The organism is Candidatus Hydrogenedens sp. (assembly GCA_035378955.1).
Classification (GTDB): Bacteria; Hydrogenedentota; Hydrogenedentia; order Hydrogenedentales; family Hydrogenedentaceae; genus Hydrogenedens.
Window position 1 is genome coordinate 57,266 of record DAOSUS010000005.1, and the last position, 22,116, is coordinate 79,381.

A 22,116-nucleotide genomic window follows, 5' to 3' on the forward strand; every position below is an offset into this window, starting at 1 on the left:
CTCGTTGATTCATTGCAATAACCCTTCTCTATTATTAGTTGAGAAATGGGGATTTTGTTTTCCGACCTATGTGAATAAATAGTAATCCGGATGTTAAACCAAGCAGAATCATGTCAGCCAGATAAGAACCACTGGTATTGCTGGAACCACAAGACACGATAAACCGAGGTTTAGTCCCTTTACTCACAACGATATTAACAGCACTTCCTGCATTTACTTGTGTCCCTGCAGATGGGGTTTGGCTAATTACCTTACCCGCAGGAATGCTATCACTATATTCTTGAGTAACTGTTCCTACAGTCAAACCAGCCGAAGTAATTAAAGACCTTGCTTCTGCTTCGGTTTTACCAACAACATCTGGGACGGCAACTTTATTACTTTGCGGTTCTCCTTCGCCCTCAGTAGTTCCTTCCGTAGTTCCTTCACCTTCTGGTGTAGGTTCTTGTTTCAAAATTTTTGGTGCTTTCGGGTCGTTAAATAGTGGGACATAGGCATATACATCATTAATTCGTACCTGGGCTAATACCAACTCTGCATTCCCCTCATCTCCCTTCATACGAAAACGAACTTTTAATAATTCAACACCACTGCCTTTCCCCCCCCATATTCTCTTCGCCCGCAGCACTTACTCTGAGATTCCCACTATCATTTACATCCGAGTTATAACTCAGCGTTAATCCTGTTGCTGCACTACCTAATTGAACACTCAACACCTCTGCTAAATCTTTATCAAAATTCAACATCATGTTATAGCCCGATACATTGGATACATTATCTGCTAATACAGATATAGTTTTTTCTGTCCCTGCAGAGCCTGTTAATGAATCGCTTAACCAAACATTTACAGTAACATCTGCCTTCTCTATATCAGCCAAAATGGACTCTGCGGATAATGAACCTGCATCGGCTAACCACAAAACATCCTGAAGATATTCATCATAACTCTTTTCTAATCCTTTGGTCTTGGGCGGTGTTATATCTTTTCCAGCTAACCAACGCTGGATTAAACTGGAGTCAGCACTGTCTACCAACCTGTCAAGGTTTATATCACCTGATTTCAAAATGCATTCGTTACCGTTATTCTTCTTTACCCAATAATCCAAGACATATTGAGCATCTGCTTTCTCAACAACTTTATTATTGTCCGCATCACCATGGATACAGCCACCGGTAACACAAAGTTGCCCATCCTGTAACTCTAAATCCAGAGGTTTTGAACTTTGTGTCACATCATATAAACGCACTCCATTACCAGCACCATCATTCGGAATAAGATGTAATGGTCCACATTGTGTCCCTTGAATAGATAAATTGGGCTTTGCAAGAATGTTAAATAATGTTCCACTTCCATATAAACTACCCGCCTCCACTCCTGCTGCTGTGATACGGACACTAATCTTATTGTTTTTATATGTGGCATTCGCTGCCATCATCATCCCTGCAGTTATTCCTGACGGCTGAACATCTATTGAACTGGGGTCTAATAATAATTCAGAAGGTAATTCGGCATCTATTTGGACGGATGTAGCGGATACATCATAAACCGATTTGGAGTTTACCGGGATACGCACCCGTGTCTGTTGTGGGTCTTGAGGATTCCGTTCCCACAAATATAGACCTGCATCTTTATAATTTACCTGTTCTGGGAAGAATACCGTTAAAAATTGACCTTTGACCTGTTCGGATGCAGAGGATAAATTGGTATAACGGTCTACATCACTCACGGCTTGAATAGCATATTCATAATAAGTTGAAGGCTGGACAGTCTTGTCTTCATATTCAAGTCCAGAAATATAACCTTCATACGGCTGAGAGGATGGATTATTCAGTCTTTGCCATGTTTGGGACCCTACTACACGGCGATAAACATTATATCCTGCGATGTTATATTCAGGGTTTGCATCCCATCCTATACGGACGCTACGTGGACCGCTGTATACACGAGGGGTTACAGGTCTCTGTACATTTCCAGGTTCTAATTCCACCTGAATATTAGCACCGGAGTTAACGGGTTGAACAGTTTTGGGTTTATATTTGCGTTTTGTGAAGTCTAAACGATAGGGAGGTTGAAGTGTCCCTAAATTAGGGAATGAAAACCGCCCATTGGCATCGGTTACGACGGGAGCAGTACTTTGTTTATCTGCTGTACTGATTTCTACGATTACGCCTGATACAGGCTTTCTGCTGATACTGTTAATAACCTGACCTTGGACATTATTTGCAGATTGCCCCTCAACATGCCCGATAAAAATAGTGCTTAATGTTATTCCTATAAATAATAGGATTGTGGATAATACAAGTACTTTTGTTAGATAGGTTTGAAGCAAAACACACTTTTAGACATACCCTTTCTCCTTGTCTTTGGGTTTAATTTTTTACCGCTTTTACAATGAGTCCCTTTTATTCTCATCGCACCCTCCCCTACCAGAGAGGCCATTTAAATTCATAAATTTTAAAATTTTGCAAAGATTTTTTTATTAGGATGAATATGATTTATTTGAAAGCTTTTAAAAGAATAAAACAATTCTCAATTTTGTTTTAGAAATTGTTTACATATACTATTTCTAACAAAATATATCTATCTTTTTTAGAAAATGGTGAATGAAATTGTTAATAAAAGCAAACATGGAGTGTTAAAAATATAATATAAATGTCTATTAGAAGAAAAAAGAGTGGGAGTTATTTATAAGAATTAGTATTTATATCTTTATGTAGTAGGAATGCTATTTTTTAATAGGGATTTTATATTCTTTCATTTTTCGCCATAGTGTAGAACGAGAGATACCCAGTATTCTTGCCGCTTCTGTTTGATTGTGATTTACTTTTTCCAATACTTTCTGAATATGGTTTGCTTCTATTTCTGCTAAAGGTAAAAGCCCGTTATCTTGTTCGTTAGGAAGAGCAAGTATCTTAAATCTTCCCTGTTGTATATTTTCAGGCAAATCATATATATGGATAATAGGTTCTTCCGCCATAATTACTGCATGGGCAATAATACTTTCCAGTTCGCGGACATTTCCTGGAAATGGATAAGTTCTCAACATAGCGAGGGCAGAATTATCAATTCCTTGAACATTTTTTCCAAATTTTTGATTGTATCTTGAAATAAAATGCTGAATTAATGTGGGTAATGCATCTATTCTTTCGCGTAGTGGAGGAATTCGAATTTGTATTACATTAAGTCTATAGAACAAATCGTCCCGAAACCTTCGTTTTTCGACCTCTTCCTGTAAATTTTTATTTGTGGCGGAAAGGATACGGACATTCACTTTTTGTATGGTATTAGAACCCACAGGGCGAATTTCACCATTTTGAAGAACGCGAAGTAATTTTGCCTGAGTGGATAAAGCCATATCACCGATTTCATCTAAAAAGACCGTTCCGCCATCTGCTTCTGCAAACAGACCTCGCTTATCTTTTTCGGCACCTGTGAAAGCCCCTTGAACATGCCCAAAAAGTTCACTTTCTAATAAATTTTCAGGTAATGCCGCACAATTTATGGCAATAAAAGGTTTGTCTCTACGGGAACTAAGCCGATGAAGTATCTGAGCGACGACTTCTTTTCCAACACCACTCTCACCTAAAATTAGAACGGTACTATCTGTGGGAGCAACCTTGCGGATAATTTCTACAACACGGCGCATCTGGGTGTTATTACCCGATAATTCTTCAAATAAAATTTGTTCAAACCCGGCTTCTTGCAGTTGTTCTCTACGATGTTCCAATATAGCCCGATGAACCATTACCGCGATATCCGTGGGGTCGCACTTTTTGGGGATATAAAAATACGCCCCCATGCGTATCCCTTCGAGGGCTTGTTCTATCTGTTCCATATTGTAAAGAAGAATTAATTTTACGGAAGGAAACTTTTGTCGAAGAAAGGAAACGAGATTGATATTGCCTTTATATTCTATGGTTAAGTCTAACAGAATTACATCGCATACTGTTCTGCGGGAACATGTCAAAATCTGTTCCATGGAATTACATAAAATTACAGAGTGTCCTGTTCCTTCAATAAACCGGGAAACAGTAGTAAGATAATCCACATCAGAGCCTATAATAAATACAGTTCCTTGTTCTTGGGCAAGAGGAGGTTCATTTTGCCCAAGAAATTTTAAGTTGATAATTTCTTTTTTTGTTTTTCTATCTGACATGATTTTCCCATCAATTATTCTTGAAATTAATTGTATCAAAAATTCAGTAATAGATAAAGAATTGTTTTTTATATATACGAAGAGTATATTTATGAATAGGACGAGATAAGGACAAAAAAATGTTTTATTCTTGTTCATTTGAGTTATAATAAAGTGTAGAAAAGTAAGTGTGGTGTTTTATAATAGAAATCATATATGCTTATGAATATATGGATAACAGTAACCCTTAAAAATGGAGATTGATTATGAGAGGGCGTGTATTTACAACGGGTGAAGTGGCTGCTATTTGTGGTGTATCTTCTGATACGGTTTCTCGTTGGTTTGATATGGGGCAAATAGAAGGTTACCGATTGGGACCGGGTGGTGACCGTCGTATTCCGTATGAGAGTTTACGGAAATTTATGCTGGCACACGGCATTCCATTGGAACGATTGGAAACAAATGAAACAAAAATATTGATAGTAGATGATGACCCGTTTTATCTGGACATTATTCCGGATGCTATTGCCCGTAAAACGGATAAGAACAAGGAGATGATTGTTCTTACGGCATCTACGGGTTTTGATGCCGGTGCCCTTATTGTAGAGCATAATCCGAACCTTGTTATTATGGATATACATTTATCCGATATTGATGGGAGGAAAGTATGTGAACGACTGAAAAGCCGTCATGAAACACGGCATGCCCGTGTTTTGGGAATTTCAGGATTGTTGGAAGAAGATGAAATTGGGAAACTGAAGGAATATGGTTTTGATGATTTCTTAAGAAAACCCTTTTCTTTAGATGTTTTGGTTGAAAAGGTTTTTCGTTTACTTGCTTTACCTCCGGGAAGTGTAAATCGTCCTAAAAATATAGGATTGTAATATATTTATTTTTCATGGGGTTTTTGTTGTATGTTGTGAAAGTGATTTAAAATGAAATTGTCAACATACAAAATTGTTATTATCTATTTTTTAGTTGCCGGGTTGTGGATTGCTTTATCTGATGAGTTTCTACATTGGTTTATTTCAGATAGTGATTTATTAACAAAGGCACAATCTGTAAAGGGATTTGCTTTTGTTCTTGTTACCGGACTATTGCTTTATTTTCTCGTATCCCGTTATGTTTATGCCTTAAAAAAATCTTACCAGCAGGAGCAAAAAGAACGAGAGGAACGGGAGGCTATATGGCGTTGTTCTTCCGATGGAATTCTCGGCTTATCTGTAGATGGGACAATTTTTTCTGCAAATGAACAAGCCAAAAATTGGTTGGATATATCGCTTCCTACAGAGAAAAAATTCTGGGATGTTTTTGAACACCCTTATTGTGAACAAATAAAAAATGGAATTAAAGAACTTACTTCTATAGATAGGCCAGATTATGTATTTTCTATTTACGGAAAAGTAAAGAAGGGAAATTTCGATTATTGGTTTGAAATACGATTGAATAAATCCACTTATAATTCCCATGATTTTATAGTAGGGGTTCTGCATAACATTACCGAAAAAATACAGCATGAGGAAGAAGTGGAGTTATTAAAAACAGGCTTCGAGCAAATGGATGTAGGGATTGCTTTAGCAAGAAGGAAAGGTAAAGTTATTTTTGTAAATGAAAAATTACAGAAGTTGTTAAACAAACAAAAAGAAAATTTGCTAACATACAAAGATTGTTTATGTGTTCCTTGCGAAAAGTCAGATTCTTGTTTCCACAATCTTGAAGAAACTTTAGAAAAAGGGAAAGTATGGCATAAAATTTGTGAAATAAAAAGTGAAGACCATAGTTCTATTTATCACTCACTGGATGTTTGTCCTGTATCCTACAAAGATGAGCATTTTGTTATAGTGATAATGAAAGATATCACACAACAAATCCTGTCCGAAAAACGATTATCCCAACAATACCGTATGGAGTCATTGGGTTATTTAGCCAGTGGTATAGCCCATGATTTTAATAATATATTAGGTGCTATTTTAGGACATGTGGACTTGATTTTGGGTGAGTATCATGACCACAGAAATCTGGTAGAAGAGATGGATATAATTCGTCGTGCTGTTTTAAGAGGTAGAGATATGACCAGTCAGGTGGTATCTGTCTCACGGGAAAATGGAGGAGAACAAATACCTATTGATATTAACAATGTAATTAATGAAGTATTAACTCTTATAAAACCGAAAATAAGCACCCGTATAAAATTGGATTTAGATATTGATAAGGAGATTCCTAAAGTCTTGGCTTCCCCCGGTAAAATAAATCAAATTCTATTAAATTTGTGTTTGAATGCGTGTCGGGCTATGGTTCAGGGAGGAACATTAGTAATAAAAGTGGAAGTTATCAATGCAGATGAAACATTATTAGCAAGGCATCCAGAATTAGTGCCTGGAAAATATATCCGTATAATTATAAGTGATTCAGGTGTGGGAATTGACCCGGAAATAATGGAGCATATCTTTGAACCTTTTTTTACAACCCAAGGAGGGAAAGGAGGTTCTGGAATTGGTCTGTATGTAGTTCGAAGTTTGGTAAATAGTTTAGGCGGTGGTATATCTGTATATAGTGATTTAGGGAAAGGCACGCGATTTTGTGTATATTTACCTGTTTATTCGGGAGATAGTGAAGCAAAACCTTTGCATATTCCCCATGAAGAAGATATTCCCAGAGGAAAAGAAAAAATACTCATTGTAGATGATGAACCTATGTTAGCAGGAATTATAGGTCGTTTGCTGATAAAGTTAGGCTATCAGGTGCGTATAGTAAATAATCCAAGAGTTGCTAAAGAATTGATAGAACAGGGTCTTGTCTCGGATTATGATTTAGCTATTATTGATAACATTATGCCTGAAATTACAGGGGAGGATATTATTCTTTATTTGCAGGAAAAAGGGTTTAAAATACCTATTGTTCTTACCAGTGGAATGGTAAATGATGAAATTGTTGAAAAGGGGAATAAATTAAAGGTTTCTGCTATTCTTGAAAAGCCCTGCACCTTTTCCTCTTTAGGAAAATTAGTAAGAAAAGTCCTTGATGAAAATTTTATGAAAGAGGATAAATAAAAGTGAAAGAGAAAACGATTTTTCTTGTGCAACATGGGGAAGCGGTAGATAAAAAAGTGAATGTTGAACGACCTCTTACAGATTTAGGACGAAAGACTATCTCTCAAATGGGTAATTTTTTATGTTCAAAAAATATTAAAGTAGATGTGATATGGCATAGTCCTAAATTGCGTGCTAAAGAAACTGCAGAAATTCTGGCTACCTGCTTGCAATTAGAGAAATTACTTTATGAGTACAAAGAATTAGAGCCAGAAGAACCTGTAAAGAAAATAATAAAGTTAATACAACAAGCAAAAGAACAAAATATTATGTTGGTAGGGCATTTGCCGCATTTATCACAATTGGCAGGATTGTTATTAACTGGCGATGAGAAGAAAGAATTTATAGCCTTTGAAAAAGGGGGTATCGTTTGCTTGAACTATCAGGATATAGGTGTATCTGTGGTTCGTTGGTTCTTGGTTCCTTCCTTACTTATACATTAAGTTTGTAACCTTTCCCTAAGATTTTTATTAGCAGTAATTATTATATTTTTCATTTTAATGGTATTTTATATTTGATTTTTAAAAATTTATTTGTTATACTTGCTCATTCTTATTTTAAAATTTTAAAATTTAATTAAAAATAACAAAGGAAGGGTACACTTATGAAAAAGAAAGCAATTTTTTTCAGTATTTTAATCGCTCTATCCGTAATGTTGCTATCTTCTGAAGTAATTGCGGAATTGCAAAATGTAGAGGTTGGTGGTTCTATTCGTATCCGTGGAAATTATATCAATAATCTTTTCAATGATTTTGCGGGGTCTATGCCTTCGGTTCAATCACGCTGGTCTCCAATATCTGTAATGAGACGCCCGATAGGGAACCTTTTAGGACCTGGTGTAAATAGTATTTTTTCGTGGGATAATGACCAAAGTGATTTATCCTTTGTAGAACAAAGGACACGGTTGCATGTAAAAGCAGATTTCACGGATGAGGTAAGCACTTATATCGAATTAGATTCGTATGATGTCTGGGGAGAAGATTTCCGTTCTCAGAACTACATCACAGGTGTAGATGCTCGCCAGAATTCTATTGATGATGTAGAAATTTTTCAGGCATATATTGAAGTGGATGAAATGTGGGGGACACCATTACAACTTCGTGTAGGACGGCAGGAATTATCTTTTGGTAGTCAATTTTTAGTAGGTCCTCGTGATTTTGCCTTTTTCTGGACAGGTATTTCGTTTGATGCAATACGATTAACCTACAAAGCAGATGTTTTCACCATAGACGCATGGGCTTCGAAATTATTTGAGGCTATGTCTGATTTTGCAGAGGACGATATTAACTTTTATGGAATATATGCTTCATGCACAGCCGTAGAAAATGTTACTTTTGATGTGTACTGGATGTTGTTAGAGGATGACCGTCCAATAGCCAATGATTTTCCAGCTATTTGGGGTAGAGGGGATTATGATAATACAATGCTTCATACAGTCGGTATTCGTTCTGCAGGAAAATATGAAGCGTTTGATTTCGATGCGGAAGTCGCCTATCAATTTGGGGAAGCAGATGCTATTGGCAAATTGTTCCGGGTAGGACCCTGGGGTGATAACGATGCAGAATTTGATAATTGGGCTTTGAAATTGGATTTAGGATATACCTTCGATTTCTGGCGTCAACCGCGTGTGTTCGCTGGATTCCGTTATTTTAGTGGTGAAGATAACCGCGATATCTCCTTCTGGGATTTCATTAATCCTTTTTATGAGCCAACTGCAAGTATAAGTTTCAATCGTTTATTCTCGAATGAAATTGCCGGTGGATTTACGGATTTGAACAATGACTTATCCAATGCATGGTGGGTGCGTGTCGGAACAAATACAAGTTTTACCGACAAAATCAGAGGAATTTTCTGCGTAACTTATTTTGAAACAGCCAATGAATTTGAAAGACCTGTTTTATCACCGTTGTTCCCATGGTGGACGACGAAAAACGATTCCTATTTAGGAACAGAGGTGTTATTATTCCTTGAATATCAATATTCACAGGATTTGGTGTTAGAGGCAGGTTGGTCGCACATGTTTGTAGGTAAAGGTATAACAGATGGACAATTTGTCCGCTGGAATGGTCTTATGTATACAGGTGGTTCTGATGACGATGATGCTGATTATGTGTATGCCGGATGCAAGATATACTTTTAATTTATAAGTAAGAGATAGAAAATTTTTATATATCGCACAGGGAAGACAGATTAAGTCTTCCCTGTGCTTTTTATGCGAGGGTTTTATGTAGTTTTGTATAATACTCCCGTCTGTTTGAAAGTAATTGTAAATCTTATTTGAGAAGTTTTATTTAAGTTATGAAAAGGATTGGTATTTTTGCAGGTTCCAGTGATTTGTCCATACCATTTTTCAAAAAAGAAGTGGAACGGTTAGCCGATTTGCTGGCAAAGAAGAACTATCAAATTGTATATGGTGCTGGAAAAGTAGGATTAATGGGGGTTTTATCGAAGAGATATTATGAGCATAAAGGGATATTGATTGGTGTCGTTCCACATTACTTAAATCGTTCTGAACTGGTTTTTGAACATTGTAATGAGTTGATAGTTACCAAAGACCTTCATGAACGGAAAGAAACGATGGAAAATCTTTCGGATGCCTTTATTGTCCTTCCTGGGGGAATAGGGACAATGGATGAATTTTTGAATGTCCTTGCTTCAAAACAGTTGAAATACCATAATAAACCTCTATTTTTGTTTAATATAGATAATTTTTTTAAATTTGTCCAAGATATGATGGAAACTATGTTTATCCATCGCTTTACCCATGATGGGCATAAACAACTTTATCAATGTATAGATACACCCGAAGAACTGGTAGAAAGATTAGAGCAAAGTCTTTAATTATTTTAAGGAAACGGGATGAATAATAGTAAATATGCTACTTATGTGTTTCGTTTGTTGCTATATATAAGTTTCTTTTTATCCGGTAGTAGCGCCTTGATTTATCAAATTGTCTGGACAAGGCAAAGCATGCTTTTGTTAGGTTCAACGGCGTATGCAATTAGCACAGTTTTGAGTATTTTCTTTTTAGGTTTAGGTTTAGGAAGTTTTTGGGGAGGTAAAATTGCGGAACGGACATCAAATCCGATGCGATGGTATGTAGGACTTGAATTGTTTATAGGTTTATGGGCTTTGATTATCATTGATTTTATAAGTAATAAAGGACAAATGGTTGTTTTATTAATTCGTCTTTTCCCTGAAAATACATGGTTTTTGTTTTTGATAAGAATTCTGATATCTATGTTCTGGTTTGCTCTCCCTTCGTTATGTATGGGTATGACTTTTCCTTTACTGGTTCGATACGAACAAAATATAGATGGAAAGAGCAGTAGGTTTATCTCATTACTATATTCGACAAATACAATAGGGGCTGTTTCAGGAGCCTTCGGTGCTGGTTTTTTATTTATTCCGAAACTTGGGTATGGAATTACATTTTATATTGCTATTGGGATAAGTGTGTGTGTAAGTATAATAGCAGGATTTATTTCTCAATTCCGTGATGCATTAGTAAATGCGGGAGGAAAGTTTGAACCTGAGCCTATAGAAATAGAGGAGAAAGAGGAAGGAGGAGAACTTAAAAAATGGGTTATTTTTTTAGGGATGTTTACATCAGGTTTTGTTTGTCTTGCTTTAGAGGTGCTATGGACACGCCTTTTAATTATGATTTTCTTAGGAACAAATTATGCATACACTTCTGTGTTAATTTCCGTACTTGCGGGGATTAGTCTCGGAGCCTTAATTCTCTCCATAGTAATCAGTAAATTCTCCATACAAATGTGGATATTGGGCTGGGGATATAGCCTTACGGGTTTTGGTGTGCTTCTAACTCTAATTTTCATTTCACATCTACCAGAATGGATGAATTATTTTTATTTGGAGGGAACAGATAGGTTTTATTATGGAGTTCTTGGAAAATTTATACTTGCCTTTCTAACTTTGCTAATTCCTATGATTGGATTTGGTTTTACTTTCCCTTATGCATTAACTTTATTGCGATATATTAAAAAGGCGTATGTCTTTTCATCTATAGGAACTGCGTATGGATTAAACACGGTAGGAAGTATTATCGGTTCTCTGGTAGGGGGTTTTGTTTTAATCCCGATTTTTGGTTGTGAAAAAGGGATTATCCTGATGGGTTGTCTATTAATTTTATCCGGTTTTATCTTTGCGATAGTGGATAAAAAATATCATTGGACTAATTTGGGTTTTATCCTCGTGTTTTTACCAATATTTTTCGTAGATAATGTGATGGAAAAGATAAATCGCTATTATCTGCCTGAAAAGCATCATCTTTTATTTTTTGCAGAAGGAACCGAGGGAACGGTGGCTGTAAGTTCCCCAGAAAAGGTAAGTTCGGAGGATGAGCGAGTTCTATGGATTAATCGGGTGCAGGCAACAACAGCGGTAGAACGCGGAGTTCGTATGAACCGTTTCCAGGGGGTTATTCCGCAAATGTTTAATCGTAATCCCCGGCAGGTTTTATTTATGTGCTTTGGTTCAGGAATTACCTGTGGGACATTGGGTATTGGTGGTTTTGACCAGGTAGATGCTGTGGAAATCTCTCCCGAGGTTCTGAAAGCAGGACATTACTTTAAGGATTTAAACTTTGATGTGCTGACAATGAGTAACATAAAAATTTATGTTGATGATGCAAGAAACTTTTTAATTCGTTCTACGAAAAAATACGATTTTATTACTACGGAACCGATGCCTCTGGCAATGGCAGGTGTATCCATGTTTTATACACAGGAGTTTTACCGATTTTGTCTACAGCGATTGAATGAAGGGGGTATGATTTCTCAATGGGTGCCATTTCATAGTTCCAGCGAAGAAATTGTTCAGTCTGCAGTTTATACATTCATAAAGGTATTTCCCTATACAGTTGGTTTATTTGTTAATGCCGATTTGTTTTTGGTAGGTTCTAACAGACCTCTTCTATTCAATCCTGAAGGGTTATCCCAAAAATTAGAAAGAAATTCTGTGTTAAAAGAAGCCCTTATTCAGGCGGGTTTTTTAGATGTGGAAGAGATAATGGCTTGTTTTGTAATGGACCGAGAAGGGCTTGAAAGATTTTCGGAACACGGAAAGGTAATTACAGACAATTTCCCATGGGTAGAGTTCGTATCGCCTCAGTATGTTTATAACCGCAAAAGTGTCCCTCAAAATCTTAAACGGTTAAAAGAATGTGTCTCAAATATAGAAAATATGATTTTAGTTCCGAATAAAGAAGAGGTGAAGAATGCTATTATAAGAAGACATAATTCTCGACGGAAAGACTTAGATGGATTAATGTTATATTATGAAGGTTTGCTGGTAGGTGATGATGTGAGAAAAAGTTTTATTGATTCATTGAAAATAGATGGGAACAATAAGCAGGCACAATATTATTTGAGAACTATCTCTAAAACACAGATAGAACAATATCTCCGTTGGGATGATAAAGACAAGGCAAAGCAAATTTTGCAGGAAGTTGCTCCTTATCTTGAAAATGACCCTCAATGGCAGAAATGGCAAAGCCAACTGCAATTATAAAATGCCAAAGAAAACAGACAATATTATTCATTAGTTAGATAAAATACAAACTATTTCTCGGGTGGATATTTGTGTATGTCTGTTCTGACTTTTACAGGTTTATAGTAAAGTCTTGTTGTTTTTGAAGTAATGAAGGTAGATAAGGATATTAACACTATAAGGATAATAATGTCTGTGAGATTAGAAATGGGAAGTCCTTTATCATATTTTATCTCTACTGGGGTGCTCATAAGGACCTCTTTTTCATCGGAGACTTCTACCCAATAGGTTCCTTCATCTTCGGGTGACATTTCAGTAATAGTAAATTCAGGATAGTTTTCACCAATATTTTCCCCATCTTTTTTCCATTGATAAGACAATTCCGGGATGCCACCTGATACTTCCACTCGTAATGTATAAGTGTCCCCATCCATGACGGTTGCAGGTCCAGGTTGGAGTAAAAACTGCATGTGAGGGTATATCCCTAAATTTGCATAGTTCGTAAAAACAATTTCTTCTCTTGAATCACCTACCTGGCAACGGTAAGAGCCTGTATATGTGGTATCAATATTCGTAATAGTCCATTCGTTGGAATTGGGTCCTACGGGAGTCCCTCCATTTTTAAGCCATTGGAAATTTAATCCGCCAATACCACCACTTACATTGAAGGAAAGAGTAACGGTGTCGCCTATATAATAATTGCCGCCTATAACATAAGAAAGTATTTTTATCCGATTGGTTACAGTTTTGCTTTTAGGTTCTACCAAACCATTACCGGCAAGATCTGCCCCTGTATTTACCGTTATTGTAATATCTTCTCCTTCAGTCAGATTTCCTGCATTCCATTTTAATAAGTAATGACCCTCTTCAATTTTCTGCACAGTATCAGGAGAAGTATTCAGGGTTCCTTTCCCGGGTCCGGAAAGACTATATCTCGATGCTATAGTCATAAAAGCCTCCATAGGTTCGGAGAAGAATACGCGAATATTACGGGAATCTACAATGCTCACATCCGTGACAAACGGGGAAACACCTATACTGGGACAAGTAACTTTGTTAAATTGAGGGTCTATCAAATTACCAAATGTATCGCGAACATTTTCTACTTCTATTTGCACAAGAGACCCAGCTTTCATCTCACCCGAATCCCATTCAAGGATATAAGTCATAGGGTCGGTATCTTGAACAACTCTTGATGGATGAATTGAAAGAGTCCCTTTTCCTGAAGCCCCCGGAGGATTGCTCAATGTGTAATTGCCTACAAAGAAAACGGAGGAACCCATTTCTTTGCTATATTTTATTTTTAATGTTTGTTCGTTTACTGCTGTCAAGGATAAAGCACGGGGTAATGTTATTTCAAAAGTGTCTGATGCCGTGTTGTGAAGTGGGTCTATTGGATTCCCTGCTAAATCCTGAACATTATCCACCCTGACAGTAACTTCCTGTCCCTCTGAGATAGATGAACCCGTTGTCCATGAAATGGCATAGGTTGGAGGAAATTCAGCCACTTTCCCCACATTTGTAGGAGAATTTCCCGGTGGAGTATCAAACCACCAATGATAATTAGCAGGATTAAAGACACTTTCATCTCCGAGTTCTCTCATTGCTTCTGAAAAGATGACATGTATTAAACGAGGTCCTTTAATTTCAATTGAAACTAATTGGGGAGGAAAACCACCTAAACCACTACCTGCATGGGTAGCACTATTAGGACTACCTATCGGATTTCCCTGGGCATCAAATACATTGTTTACAGTAATGGTTACATCTCCGCCATTTTTCATTTCACCAGAGTTCCAATTTAGTCGAACATGCTTATTATCAAGTAGGGTTACCTGAGATGGATTTTCCGTAAGTGTCCCTTTGCCATCGCCCGAAATAGAGTAATTATTTAATTCTCCTAATTCATCTATTCGCATCGGTTCTGAAAATTCTACTTCAACTTCCAAAGGTTGTGTTACGGTTACAGAAACAACATAAGCCGGGGTGGCGTCAATAACATGCACTAAAAATGTTTTATCATAATGTAAGCCCATCAAATCCGTAGCCCATACCTGAACAGTTACATACGGATTTTCACTTCCGTTTAATGCACTTGGCAAATCAACAACTAATTGATTTCCATCAAGACGAAAGGCTCCATTTCCATTTTGAACCAGAGATAATGTATGAGGTTCTTCGGGGTCAGGGTCAATAACCGTAAATTCTCCAACAATAGTCCCTTCTTCAACATTATCCATTACTTCCATATCCTCAGGATTGGAGATTATATTAGTAGGATTAAAAAATCCCTCATCGGCACCTATATCCGGCGATGCATAGAACGGAGGTAAAGGTCTATTTTGCCCTTCAAAATCTACATTGGTAGTATCTGTTGTCCCTGAACGACCTAAAGCGCCACTACCCGTTTGTAATTTGCCTACATCATCTAATTTCGGGTCCGCATAAATCATAATTTGTTCATTCGGTGCAGTCTCAAATCCCCCTTTACCATCTTGAGAGTTCCGATTCCACGCCAAATTTTTCCATTCAAATCCTGTTTCCCAAACAGGCGTAATGTTCGATGCGTTTGGCGAATCAAAGATAGTGGCTGCGGAGTACAAGGTATCTCCTATTCTACCGTGGATGAGCCAGTTAGTGACGGGGTTACTCTCTGGCGAAGTGAGTGTAACATGACGCAATCGAACTGTAGCGTAGGCAGAAGGGTATAGCGTATCACTAAACCCGCGTGTATCAATATATGACGGAACACCACCCCCGTAGAAAATAGTATTGACCATGGTTAAAATTGGTGCATAATTTCCACTTGTGGCTCCTGAACGAAATGTCCCAGCACCAAAGCCCCACCAGCATGAATCCATCTCAACTTCAACAGGTCCTGTTAATTCTCCACCTAAACATGTAATAGCATAGCCTACATACGGTCGGATAATTCCCTTTGCACGATAAAACTTTATAGAACCACGCAAAATACGGGCATAAGTCCCTGTATTACTTGTTAACCCGTCCATATCTACCCATTGTATAGGTGAGGGAACTATGTCATCCGAAGTATCAAACCAATCATTACCGGGTTCTAACCCCAATATTTCTACGCGAGCACCACTCTGTTGAAGATTAAATGCCCGTTCTCCGCAAGAACCTGTAAATACAGGCATGTACAATCGATATACATTTGGTGTAGTATGAGTATCCTCACCTAATTTATCAAATAAATTTGCGCCACCACTACGAAAGGAACAATTATAAAAAATGACTTGAGAACCACCATCGCTCGCCGTTGGACTATCTGCCCGCATGGCTATGGCACTTTCGGAATAAGTGCTACCTCCCTCAGGAGCAAATATGCATTGTTCTAAAGTCATTCTAACTATATTTTTCAGCGATAATCGAGTACCCCTACCTTTAGCATAACTGAAGTCCACATATCGCAATTGTGCTTCCATTATCCCTGTTCCATTCATCGGTCCCATCACCATCAAAGGCGATGTCTGCTCTACCTCATCACCCCCTAAAAAGCGAACCATATAAAACTGATGCTTGCTTACTGGAACATTTTGTAAATTTATATAGTTTCCATTGGGAGCCCCGGGTTCTTCCGTTGGTTCCCAAATACGCTCTTTTTTGATGAAATTTACCTTCTCTATGATGAAGACACCATTTCCATTCATCGAGGTAGCTATCAGCGGAGAAGAGTATGCAGAATATAACGCTATCCTGTTATATACTCCTTCATCATAGCCAATTATTTTTAATACCTTTCCTGTTGTTGAATTATTGCTAAATACAGGATGGTCACCATTCGGTCGAATTTCCGGGCGAATACCTGTATCTGCAATTACTTCTATATCCCCACTATCCAATAGCACCAATTCCGGCACCTCAAAATAGACGCCCTCACTCTGACTGGGTCCTTGCCATTCTATCCGTATAGTGTGGTTTCCAGGATTTGTAATGGTAGCATGTGTCCATGCATCAGATAATTGTTCAAATCCCCATTCATTAGGATTGCCTGTCGCTCCATTGGGTGCGCCTTCATAAATGCGGTATAAATCGGCATGAAGGAAAGATGACAAAAAAATAAGTAAAAAAAGTAAAATTATTTTCAAACACCATTTCATAATAATTCTCCAAAATGATATATATGTTATAATTCCTACTGGATTATTATTATAAATATATTATAACAAGAATTACATAAAAATAATACAAATTTTATAGTTTCTTTGCGTGATAATCGGATAAATAAAAAGGATTGGATATGGTTATCAAAATTCCATCGCTCGGAGAATGCAAAATTATTTCTCCTTTAAAAAATTTTCAGTCAGAACAAGGCAAAAAGAGTTTGCTATTTATAGATGATAACATTTATATCTCCAACTCAATAGAGATTAATGAGCATGGAGATTATTTAGAAAAAGAGCCGAAATATTTTGAGAAAGCAGGACCGCGTGAAAAAATATTTTTTCAACCTGGAAATACCATTGCGGGGATAGTAACTTGTGGGGGTATCTGTCCGGGATTAAATAATGTAATTCGTTCTTTAGTGGTGGAATTATGGTTTCATTATGGGGTTCGTGAGATATTAGGTTTTCGCTATGGATATGAAGGGTTAAACCCTGAAAAAAATTTGCCTCCACTCCAACTCGACCCCGAAATAGTAGATGAGATACATGATGAAGGAGGAACTCTATTAGGCACATCACGAGGACCGCAAGAGCCCGAAAAAATGATGTCTTATTTGCGTTCTATGGGGGTTAATTTATTATTTTGTGTGGGTGGAGATGGAACGCATCGAGGAGCCTATCAACTATTCCGCATACTGCAAGAAAAATCATATCCCATTTCAATCATTGGAATTCCTAAAACTATTGATAACGATATTTTATATACCTCACGGACTTTTGGTTTTAATACCGCTATTGAGGAAGCAAGAAAAGTCCTTATTTGTGCCCACACAGAAGCAAAATCTGTCCGATATGGAATAGGTTTGGTTAAGTTAATGGGGAGGGATTCAGGTTTCGTTACGGCTTATTCTGCTTTGGCAAGCCAGTTGGTTAATTATGCAATTATTCCAGAAGTGCCAGTATCGCTTCTTGGTGCAAATGGCTTTTTATCATGGCTTGAGCAGAGAATTCTAACAAGAGAGCATGCCCTTATTGCCGTTGCAGAAGGTGCAGGTTCCGAATGTATAAAAGAAGACATTGAGCGGAAAGATGCTTCTGGAAATGTCCTTCATGCGGATGTAGGAAAATTCTTACGAGATAAGATTGTCGAATATTTTAATAACAAACAGGTTCCTATCCAGATGAAATACTTTGACCCAAGTTATCTTATTCGGAGCGTTCCTGCGAATGCAGAAGATGCCGCTTTTTGTGATGCTCTCGCAAGGAATGCTGTGCATGCCGGAATGGCAGGAAGAACAGGTATTACCATAGGTTATATCCACAATCAATTTGTCCATATCCCCATCGAAATGGTCATTTCAGGGCGTAAGAAAATAGACCCTGAAAGCTCCTTATGGCAAACGGTCCTTGCCAGCACTGGTCAACCTATCCCATAATGAAAAAAATTATGGATTATTTGATTGCAGAGTCTAAATTGAAAAAATAAACCATTTAATCAAGAATCTATGAGAAAAGAAACGGTAATTATTATTTGGAATTTTTGTTATTTGAGCCTTGTTTAATTTTTAATTGAGGTAATTTTATGAATGAATATTATCAACAGCTGATTAAGCCTTCGTGGTCGCCCCCTGCATGGGTGTTTGGTCCTGTATGGACGGTGTTATATCTGATTATTTTTATTTCGTATGGGATAACATTCTGGATGGTGATTACTAAAAAAGTGCCAGCCTATGTGTTGCTTCCTTTCGTTTTAAATCTAATATTCAACTTCTTATTCACACCTATTCAATTCGGATTACGAAATAATTTTCTTGCAAGTGTAGATATTCTGTTGGTATGGATAACTCTTATTGCGGCAATCATTCTTATATATCCCTATAGCAGGTGGATTACATTTCTCCAAATCCCCTACCTTTTATGGGTAAGTTTTGCAACCGTTTTACAATTAACGATAACCTATCTCAATTGGAAGTAAATTAAATCTATGGGTAATTAGTTGCTTTTAAGGTTTAATCGGGCTCTTTTAAATAAAATTTTGGATTGTTCTGCTTCTTCGTGATGGTTTACTATTGGGGCAGGGTAATCAATTTCTCGGTAGTCTTTGTGAAATATATCCCATTGATGTATGTGGGCAGAAGGGACATTTTTTAATTCCGGTATCCATTTTTTTATATATATAGTGTCAGGGTCAAATCTTTTTGATTGTAACCATGGATTAAAAATTCGAAAATAAGGTTGAGCATCACAACCTGTTCCTGCTACCCATTGCCAGTTTCCGTTATTAACGGATGGGTCGTAGTCAATTAATTTGGTTGCGAAATATTTTTCTCCCCATAACCAACTCATATGTAAATCCTTTGTGAGAAAAGAACCTACAATCAGTCGTGCACGGTTGTGCATCCATCCTGTTGTTTTTAATTCTCTCATTCCTGCGTCTACAATAGGAAATCCTGTCATACCCTCGCTCCATAAATGGAAAGTATTTTCATCTTTACTCCACCATACATCTTGAAAAGACTTGTTAAAGGCATTTCCGAACACATAGGGGAAATAAAACGCAATGGTTGTGAAAAAATCTCGCCAGTATAATTGACGGAGTATTGGTTCAGGGTCAGGATTGTTATTTTTTATCGTGTGAAAGACTTCTCTTGGAGACAAACATCCAAATTTTAGATAGGGAGATAAAAAAGTATTTGCTTCCTTTTCTATTATATCTCTATGGTTTTTGTAATCTTGTAAATTGCAGGCTCTTTTCAGTATTTTTAAGCCTTCTTTTCGCCCACCTTTTAATCGGGCTTTTTCGTTTTTATCGGGCAAAAACGGTAAGGTTTTAAGTTCTTGAATTTCACCTAGGATATGTTCTCGATAGTATTGAATATCTGTTACTTTCTGCGATTTGCTAACAGGTAAAGTCATGGCTTTTTTATAGAATCGAGAGAAAACCGTTATGGGTGTCTTATTATTGTTAAGGGTATCTTCGGGTTGGGTCAATAAAGCATCGTTCAGTGAATAGAATGTAATGTTCTGGTTTTTGCAAAAATTGTTTATATTATTGTCGCGTTTTTTTGAGAATGGAGTATAATCTCTGTTTATAAATAATGCGTCAAAATGCGTTTGTTCAAAAATTTTTGACAATACTTCCTCAGGTTTGCCGTAGAATAGATAGAGTTTTCCCCCGTTTTTAATCAATTCTGCTTGTAAGTCTAATAAACTCTCAACCATAAATTGAACTGCAAAGTCTCCCCGATAAGGGTTGTTTTCTACCTGTTGTGGGTCAAAGATGAAACAGGGAAGAATTTGTTGGCATATCCTTGCTGCATAAATAAGTGAGGAATTATCATCTATTCTTAAATCCCTACGGAAAATAAATAAACCCAAAGAATGTTTCTTGTTCATATTGCCCTGTTATATTTAAGTAGTTTTGTAAAAATATTTGTTTATTGGTGTATAATTCATTATTTATATTACACAACATAAGAGGGAAACTGAAAATGCGTCGTGGTCCCATAAAAGAATTAGGTTGGGGTAGTCGTTTTGGTCTTATTATGGCGATGGCGGGGAATGCAGTTGGATTGGGAAACTTTCTTCGTTTTCCTGGTCAGGCAGTCCCGTATGGTGGTGCCTTTATGGTTCCTTATTTTCTGGCACTCCTGTTGATAGGTATTCCATTAGCGTGGATAGAGTGGAGTATTGGGAGGAGGGGTGGAGCATATAAGCATGGAACTACACCGGGGATGTTCTATCGTCTCTGGAAGCATCCTATATCCAAATATCTGGGTATTTTTGGGATACTTCTCCCGGCAATGGTCGGTATTTATTATATTTATATAGAGTCGTGGGCGTTGGGCTATGCATGGCAGATGGCTACCGGAATGCTTCGAGGTAAACACACATACGAGGAAATGAAAGTATCTTTTGGGTCTTATGTAGGAACTGCAAATGCAGGAATGATAAGTTTCAGTAGTGTCTCGTACACTTTTTTCTTAATTACATTTTTAATAAATATTTTTGTTTTGGGACGAGGAATTGCCAAGGGGATAGAGATTGTTGCGAAGTATTGTATGCCTGTTTTGATAGTAATGGGGATGATACTGGCTATTCGTGTTTTGACTTTGCCACCACGCGGGGAAAGTCAGACAGTTAGCCATGGATTAGCCCAAATTTGGAGATTAAGCCCACAGGATTTTCAAACTTTGATGCGGCCCCATGTATGGATTGCAGCAACAGGGCAGATATTTTTCACGCTTAGTGTGGGTTTAGGTATGGTTCATACTTACGCCAGCTATCTCAAGAAGAAACATGACCTGACCTTGAATGGGCTTACGGCTTGTATTACCAATGAATTCGTTGAAGTGGTATTGGGTGGTTCGATAGTAATTCCTGCAGCAGTGGTTTTTTTCGGTGTTGAAAGAGCCCGAGAAATTGTAGATACGGATGGAACATTTGCAATTGGATTTTATGCTTTACCGCTTATATTTGAACAAATTCCTTATGGCGAAATTTTTGGGGTAATGTGGTTCTTCTTGCTTTTCCTTGCAGGGCTTACATCCAGTATGGCTATGTTTACTCCGTTGCTTGTATTTTTGGAAGATGAATTACAAATAGACCGACGAGTAGGCGTGCTTTTTGTAGCGTTTTTTGCGTTTATAATGATGCAACCTGTTATTCTGTTTAATCATCATAAGGTTCTTGATGAACTGGATTATTGGATGGGCACCTTCGGTCTGGTATTGTTTGTTGCGATTGAAACGGTTGTATTTTCCTGGATATTCGGTGTGGATAAAGGCTGGGAGGAATTACATTTAGGAGCGGAATTAAAAGTTCCAAGAATATATTATTATATTATGAAATATATTACCCCTGTTTTTGCCGTAGGTCTTGTAGTATGGTTTTGCTATGATGGCTTGCTGGAAAAGATTACAATGAAAAATGTTCCTATGGAGGATGTGCCCTATATATGGCTGGCTCGTATTATGATACTCTTGATGGCTTCTTTCCTTATGTGGGGTGTCTGGTATGCATGGCAAACACATCCAAAATTCTTTGAAGATGATGTGACAAATAATTCTCAAAATTCTAAAGAATTGAAAGACATTGAGGGTTCAATATCATGATGACATGGTACTCCTACTTATATATGCTTACAGTTTGGGTGATTATTACAGGGTTAAATATCTACTGTTTTTATAGGGTTCTGACCAGTAAAAATATAATTACCCATGATGATGATGAAGAGGAAGAAAATAGCAAATAGAT

General features: G+C 37.3%; 15 protein-coding genes. 10 read left to right on the forward strand and 5 right to left on the reverse strand.

What is annotated here, in order from left to right:
• Nucleotides 1-34: 34 nt before the first annotated feature.
• From PLA12_02170 to PLA12_02180, 3 genes are all read right to left on the reverse strand, one after another.
• Nucleotides 35-625, reverse strand: a complete 591-nt coding sequence (locus tag PLA12_02170) for a PASTA domain-containing protein (protein HOQ31296.1) — start codon at nt 623-625, stop codon at nt 35-37.
• Complete coding sequence (locus PLA12_02175) at nt 579-2,327, reverse strand: carboxypeptidase regulatory-like domain-containing protein (protein ID HOQ31297.1); 1,749 nt, start codon at nt 2,325-2,327, stop codon at nt 579-581. Before PLA12_02175 ends, PLA12_02170 begins: the two co-directional genes overlap by 47 nt.
• A 396-nt stretch (nt 2,328-2,723) precedes the next feature.
• The gene (locus PLA12_02180) at nt 2,724-4,154 is read right to left on the reverse strand and encodes a sigma-54 dependent transcriptional regulator (protein HOQ31298.1); all 1,431 of its coding nucleotides are present in this window, start codon (nt 4,152-4,154) and stop codon (nt 2,724-2,726) included.
• 245 nt (nt 4,155-4,399) lie between these two features.
• Between PLA12_02180 and PLA12_02185 the strand changes: the two genes are divergently transcribed.
• From PLA12_02185 to PLA12_02210, 6 genes are all read left to right on the forward strand, one after another.
• The gene (locus PLA12_02185; GenBank protein HOQ31299.1) at nt 4,400-5,017 is read left to right on the forward strand and encodes a response regulator; all 618 of its coding nucleotides are present in this window, start codon (nt 4,400-4,402) and stop codon (nt 5,015-5,017) included.
• Nucleotides 5,018-5,068: 51 nt separating this feature from the next.
• Complete coding sequence (locus tag PLA12_02190) at nt 5,069-7,183, forward strand: ATP-binding protein (GenBank protein HOQ31300.1); 2,115 nt, start codon at nt 5,069-5,071, stop codon at nt 7,181-7,183.
• 2 nt (nt 7,184-7,185) lie between these two features.
• Entirely contained in the window at nt 7,186-7,665 is a 480-nt protein-coding gene (gene sixA / locus PLA12_02195; protein ID HOQ31301.1) for a phosphohistidine phosphatase SixA, read from the forward strand.
• 161 nt (nt 7,666-7,826) lie between these two features.
• Entirely contained in the window at nt 7,827-9,362 is a 1,536-nt protein-coding gene (locus PLA12_02200) for an alginate export family protein (protein ID HOQ31302.1), read from the forward strand.
• 158 nt (nt 9,363-9,520) lie between these two features.
• Nucleotides 9,521-10,063 (forward strand): TIGR00730 family Rossman fold protein, encoded by a 543-nt coding sequence (locus PLA12_02205; protein HOQ31303.1) that lies wholly within the window; start codon nt 9,521-9,523, stop codon nt 10,061-10,063.
• 18 nt (nt 10,064-10,081) lie between these two features.
• Complete coding sequence (locus tag PLA12_02210; protein ID HOQ31304.1) at nt 10,082-12,754, forward strand: fused MFS/spermidine synthase; 2,673 nt, start codon at nt 10,082-10,084, stop codon at nt 12,752-12,754.
• A 50-nt stretch (nt 12,755-12,804) separates the two neighbouring features.
• Here PLA12_02210 and PLA12_02215 read toward each other — a convergent pair whose 3' ends face one another.
• A complete protein-coding gene (locus PLA12_02215; GenBank protein HOQ31305.1) occupies nt 12,805-16,854 on the reverse strand; it encodes an immunoglobulin domain-containing protein in 4,050 nt (1,349 codons plus the stop codon).
• Between the two features lie 140 nt (nt 16,855-16,994).
• Between PLA12_02215 and PLA12_02220 the strand changes: the two genes are divergently transcribed.
• Both PLA12_02220 and PLA12_02225 read left to right on the forward strand, forming a co-directional pair.
• Nucleotides 16,995-18,296 (forward strand): ATP-dependent 6-phosphofructokinase, encoded by a 1,302-nt coding sequence (locus PLA12_02220; protein ID HOQ31306.1) that lies wholly within the window; start codon nt 16,995-16,997, stop codon nt 18,294-18,296.
• Nucleotides 18,297-18,442: 146 nt separating this feature from the next.
• Complete coding sequence (locus tag PLA12_02225) at nt 18,443-18,835, forward strand: tryptophan-rich sensory protein (GenBank protein ID HOQ31307.1); 393 nt, start codon at nt 18,443-18,445, stop codon at nt 18,833-18,835.
• 17 nt (nt 18,836-18,852) lie between these two features.
• Here the strand turns inward: PLA12_02225 and PLA12_02230 are convergent, their stop codons facing one another.
• Nucleotides 18,853-20,256 carry a deoxyribodipyrimidine photo-lyase gene (locus tag PLA12_02230; GenBank protein ID HOQ31308.1) on the reverse strand — a complete coding sequence of 468 codons (1,404 nt, stop codon included), beginning with the start codon at nt 20,254-20,256 and terminating at the stop codon, nt 18,853-18,855.
• A 95-nt stretch (nt 20,257-20,351) separates the two neighbouring features.
• Between PLA12_02230 and PLA12_02235 the strand changes: the two genes are divergently transcribed.
• Both PLA12_02235 and PLA12_02240 read left to right on the forward strand, forming a co-directional pair.
• On the forward strand, nt 20,352-21,974 hold the full coding sequence (locus PLA12_02235) for a sodium-dependent transporter (protein ID HOQ31309.1): 1,623 nt from the start codon (nt 20,352-20,354) through the stop codon (nt 21,972-21,974).
• Nucleotides 21,971-22,114, forward strand: a complete 144-nt coding sequence (locus PLA12_02240; GenBank protein ID HOQ31310.1) for a hypothetical protein — start codon at nt 21,971-21,973, stop codon at nt 22,112-22,114. Before PLA12_02235 ends, PLA12_02240 begins: the two co-directional genes overlap by 4 nt.
• Nucleotides 22,115-22,116 lie beyond the last annotated feature (2 nt).

Excerpts from the sequence above, each read along its gene's own strand:
- PLA12_02185 (HOQ31299.1), top strand. The coding sequence starts at position 4,400 with ATGAGAGGGCGTGTATTTACAACGGGTGAAGTGGCTGCTATTTGTGGT.
- PLA12_02215 (HOQ31305.1), bottom strand. The coding sequence starts at position 16,854 with ATGAAATGGTGTTTGAAAATAATTTTACTTTTTTTACTTATTTTTTTG.
- PLA12_02235 (HOQ31309.1), top strand. The coding sequence starts at position 20,352 with ATGCGTCGTGGTCCCATAAAAGAATTAGGTTGGGGTAGTCGTTTTGGT.
- PLA12_02200 (HOQ31302.1), top strand. The coding sequence starts at position 7,827 with ATGAAAAAGAAAGCAATTTTTTTCAGTATTTTAATCGCTCTATCCGTA.
- PLA12_02225 (HOQ31307.1), top strand. The coding sequence starts at position 18,443 with ATGAATGAATATTATCAACAGCTGATTAAGCCTTCGTGGTCGCCCCCT.
- PLA12_02180 (HOQ31298.1), bottom strand. The coding sequence starts at position 4,154 with ATGTCAGATAGAAAAACAAAAAAAGAAATTATCAACTTAAAATTTCTT.
- PLA12_02240 (HOQ31310.1), top strand. The coding sequence starts at position 21,971 with ATGATGACATGGTACTCCTACTTATATATGCTTACAGTTTGGGTGATT.
- PLA12_02205 (HOQ31303.1), top strand. The coding sequence starts at position 9,521 with ATGAAAAGGATTGGTATTTTTGCAGGTTCCAGTGATTTGTCCATACCA.
- PLA12_02220 (HOQ31306.1), top strand. The coding sequence starts at position 16,995 with ATGGTTATCAAAATTCCATCGCTCGGAGAATGCAAAATTATTTCTCCT.
- PLA12_02210 (HOQ31304.1), top strand. The coding sequence starts at position 10,082 with ATGAATAATAGTAAATATGCTACTTATGTGTTTCGTTTGTTGCTATAT.
- PLA12_02190 (HOQ31300.1), top strand. The coding sequence starts at position 5,069 with ATGAAATTGTCAACATACAAAATTGTTATTATCTATTTTTTAGTTGCC.
- PLA12_02230 (HOQ31308.1), bottom strand. The coding sequence starts at position 20,256 with ATGAACAAGAAACATTCTTTGGGTTTATTTATTTTCCGTAGGGATTTA.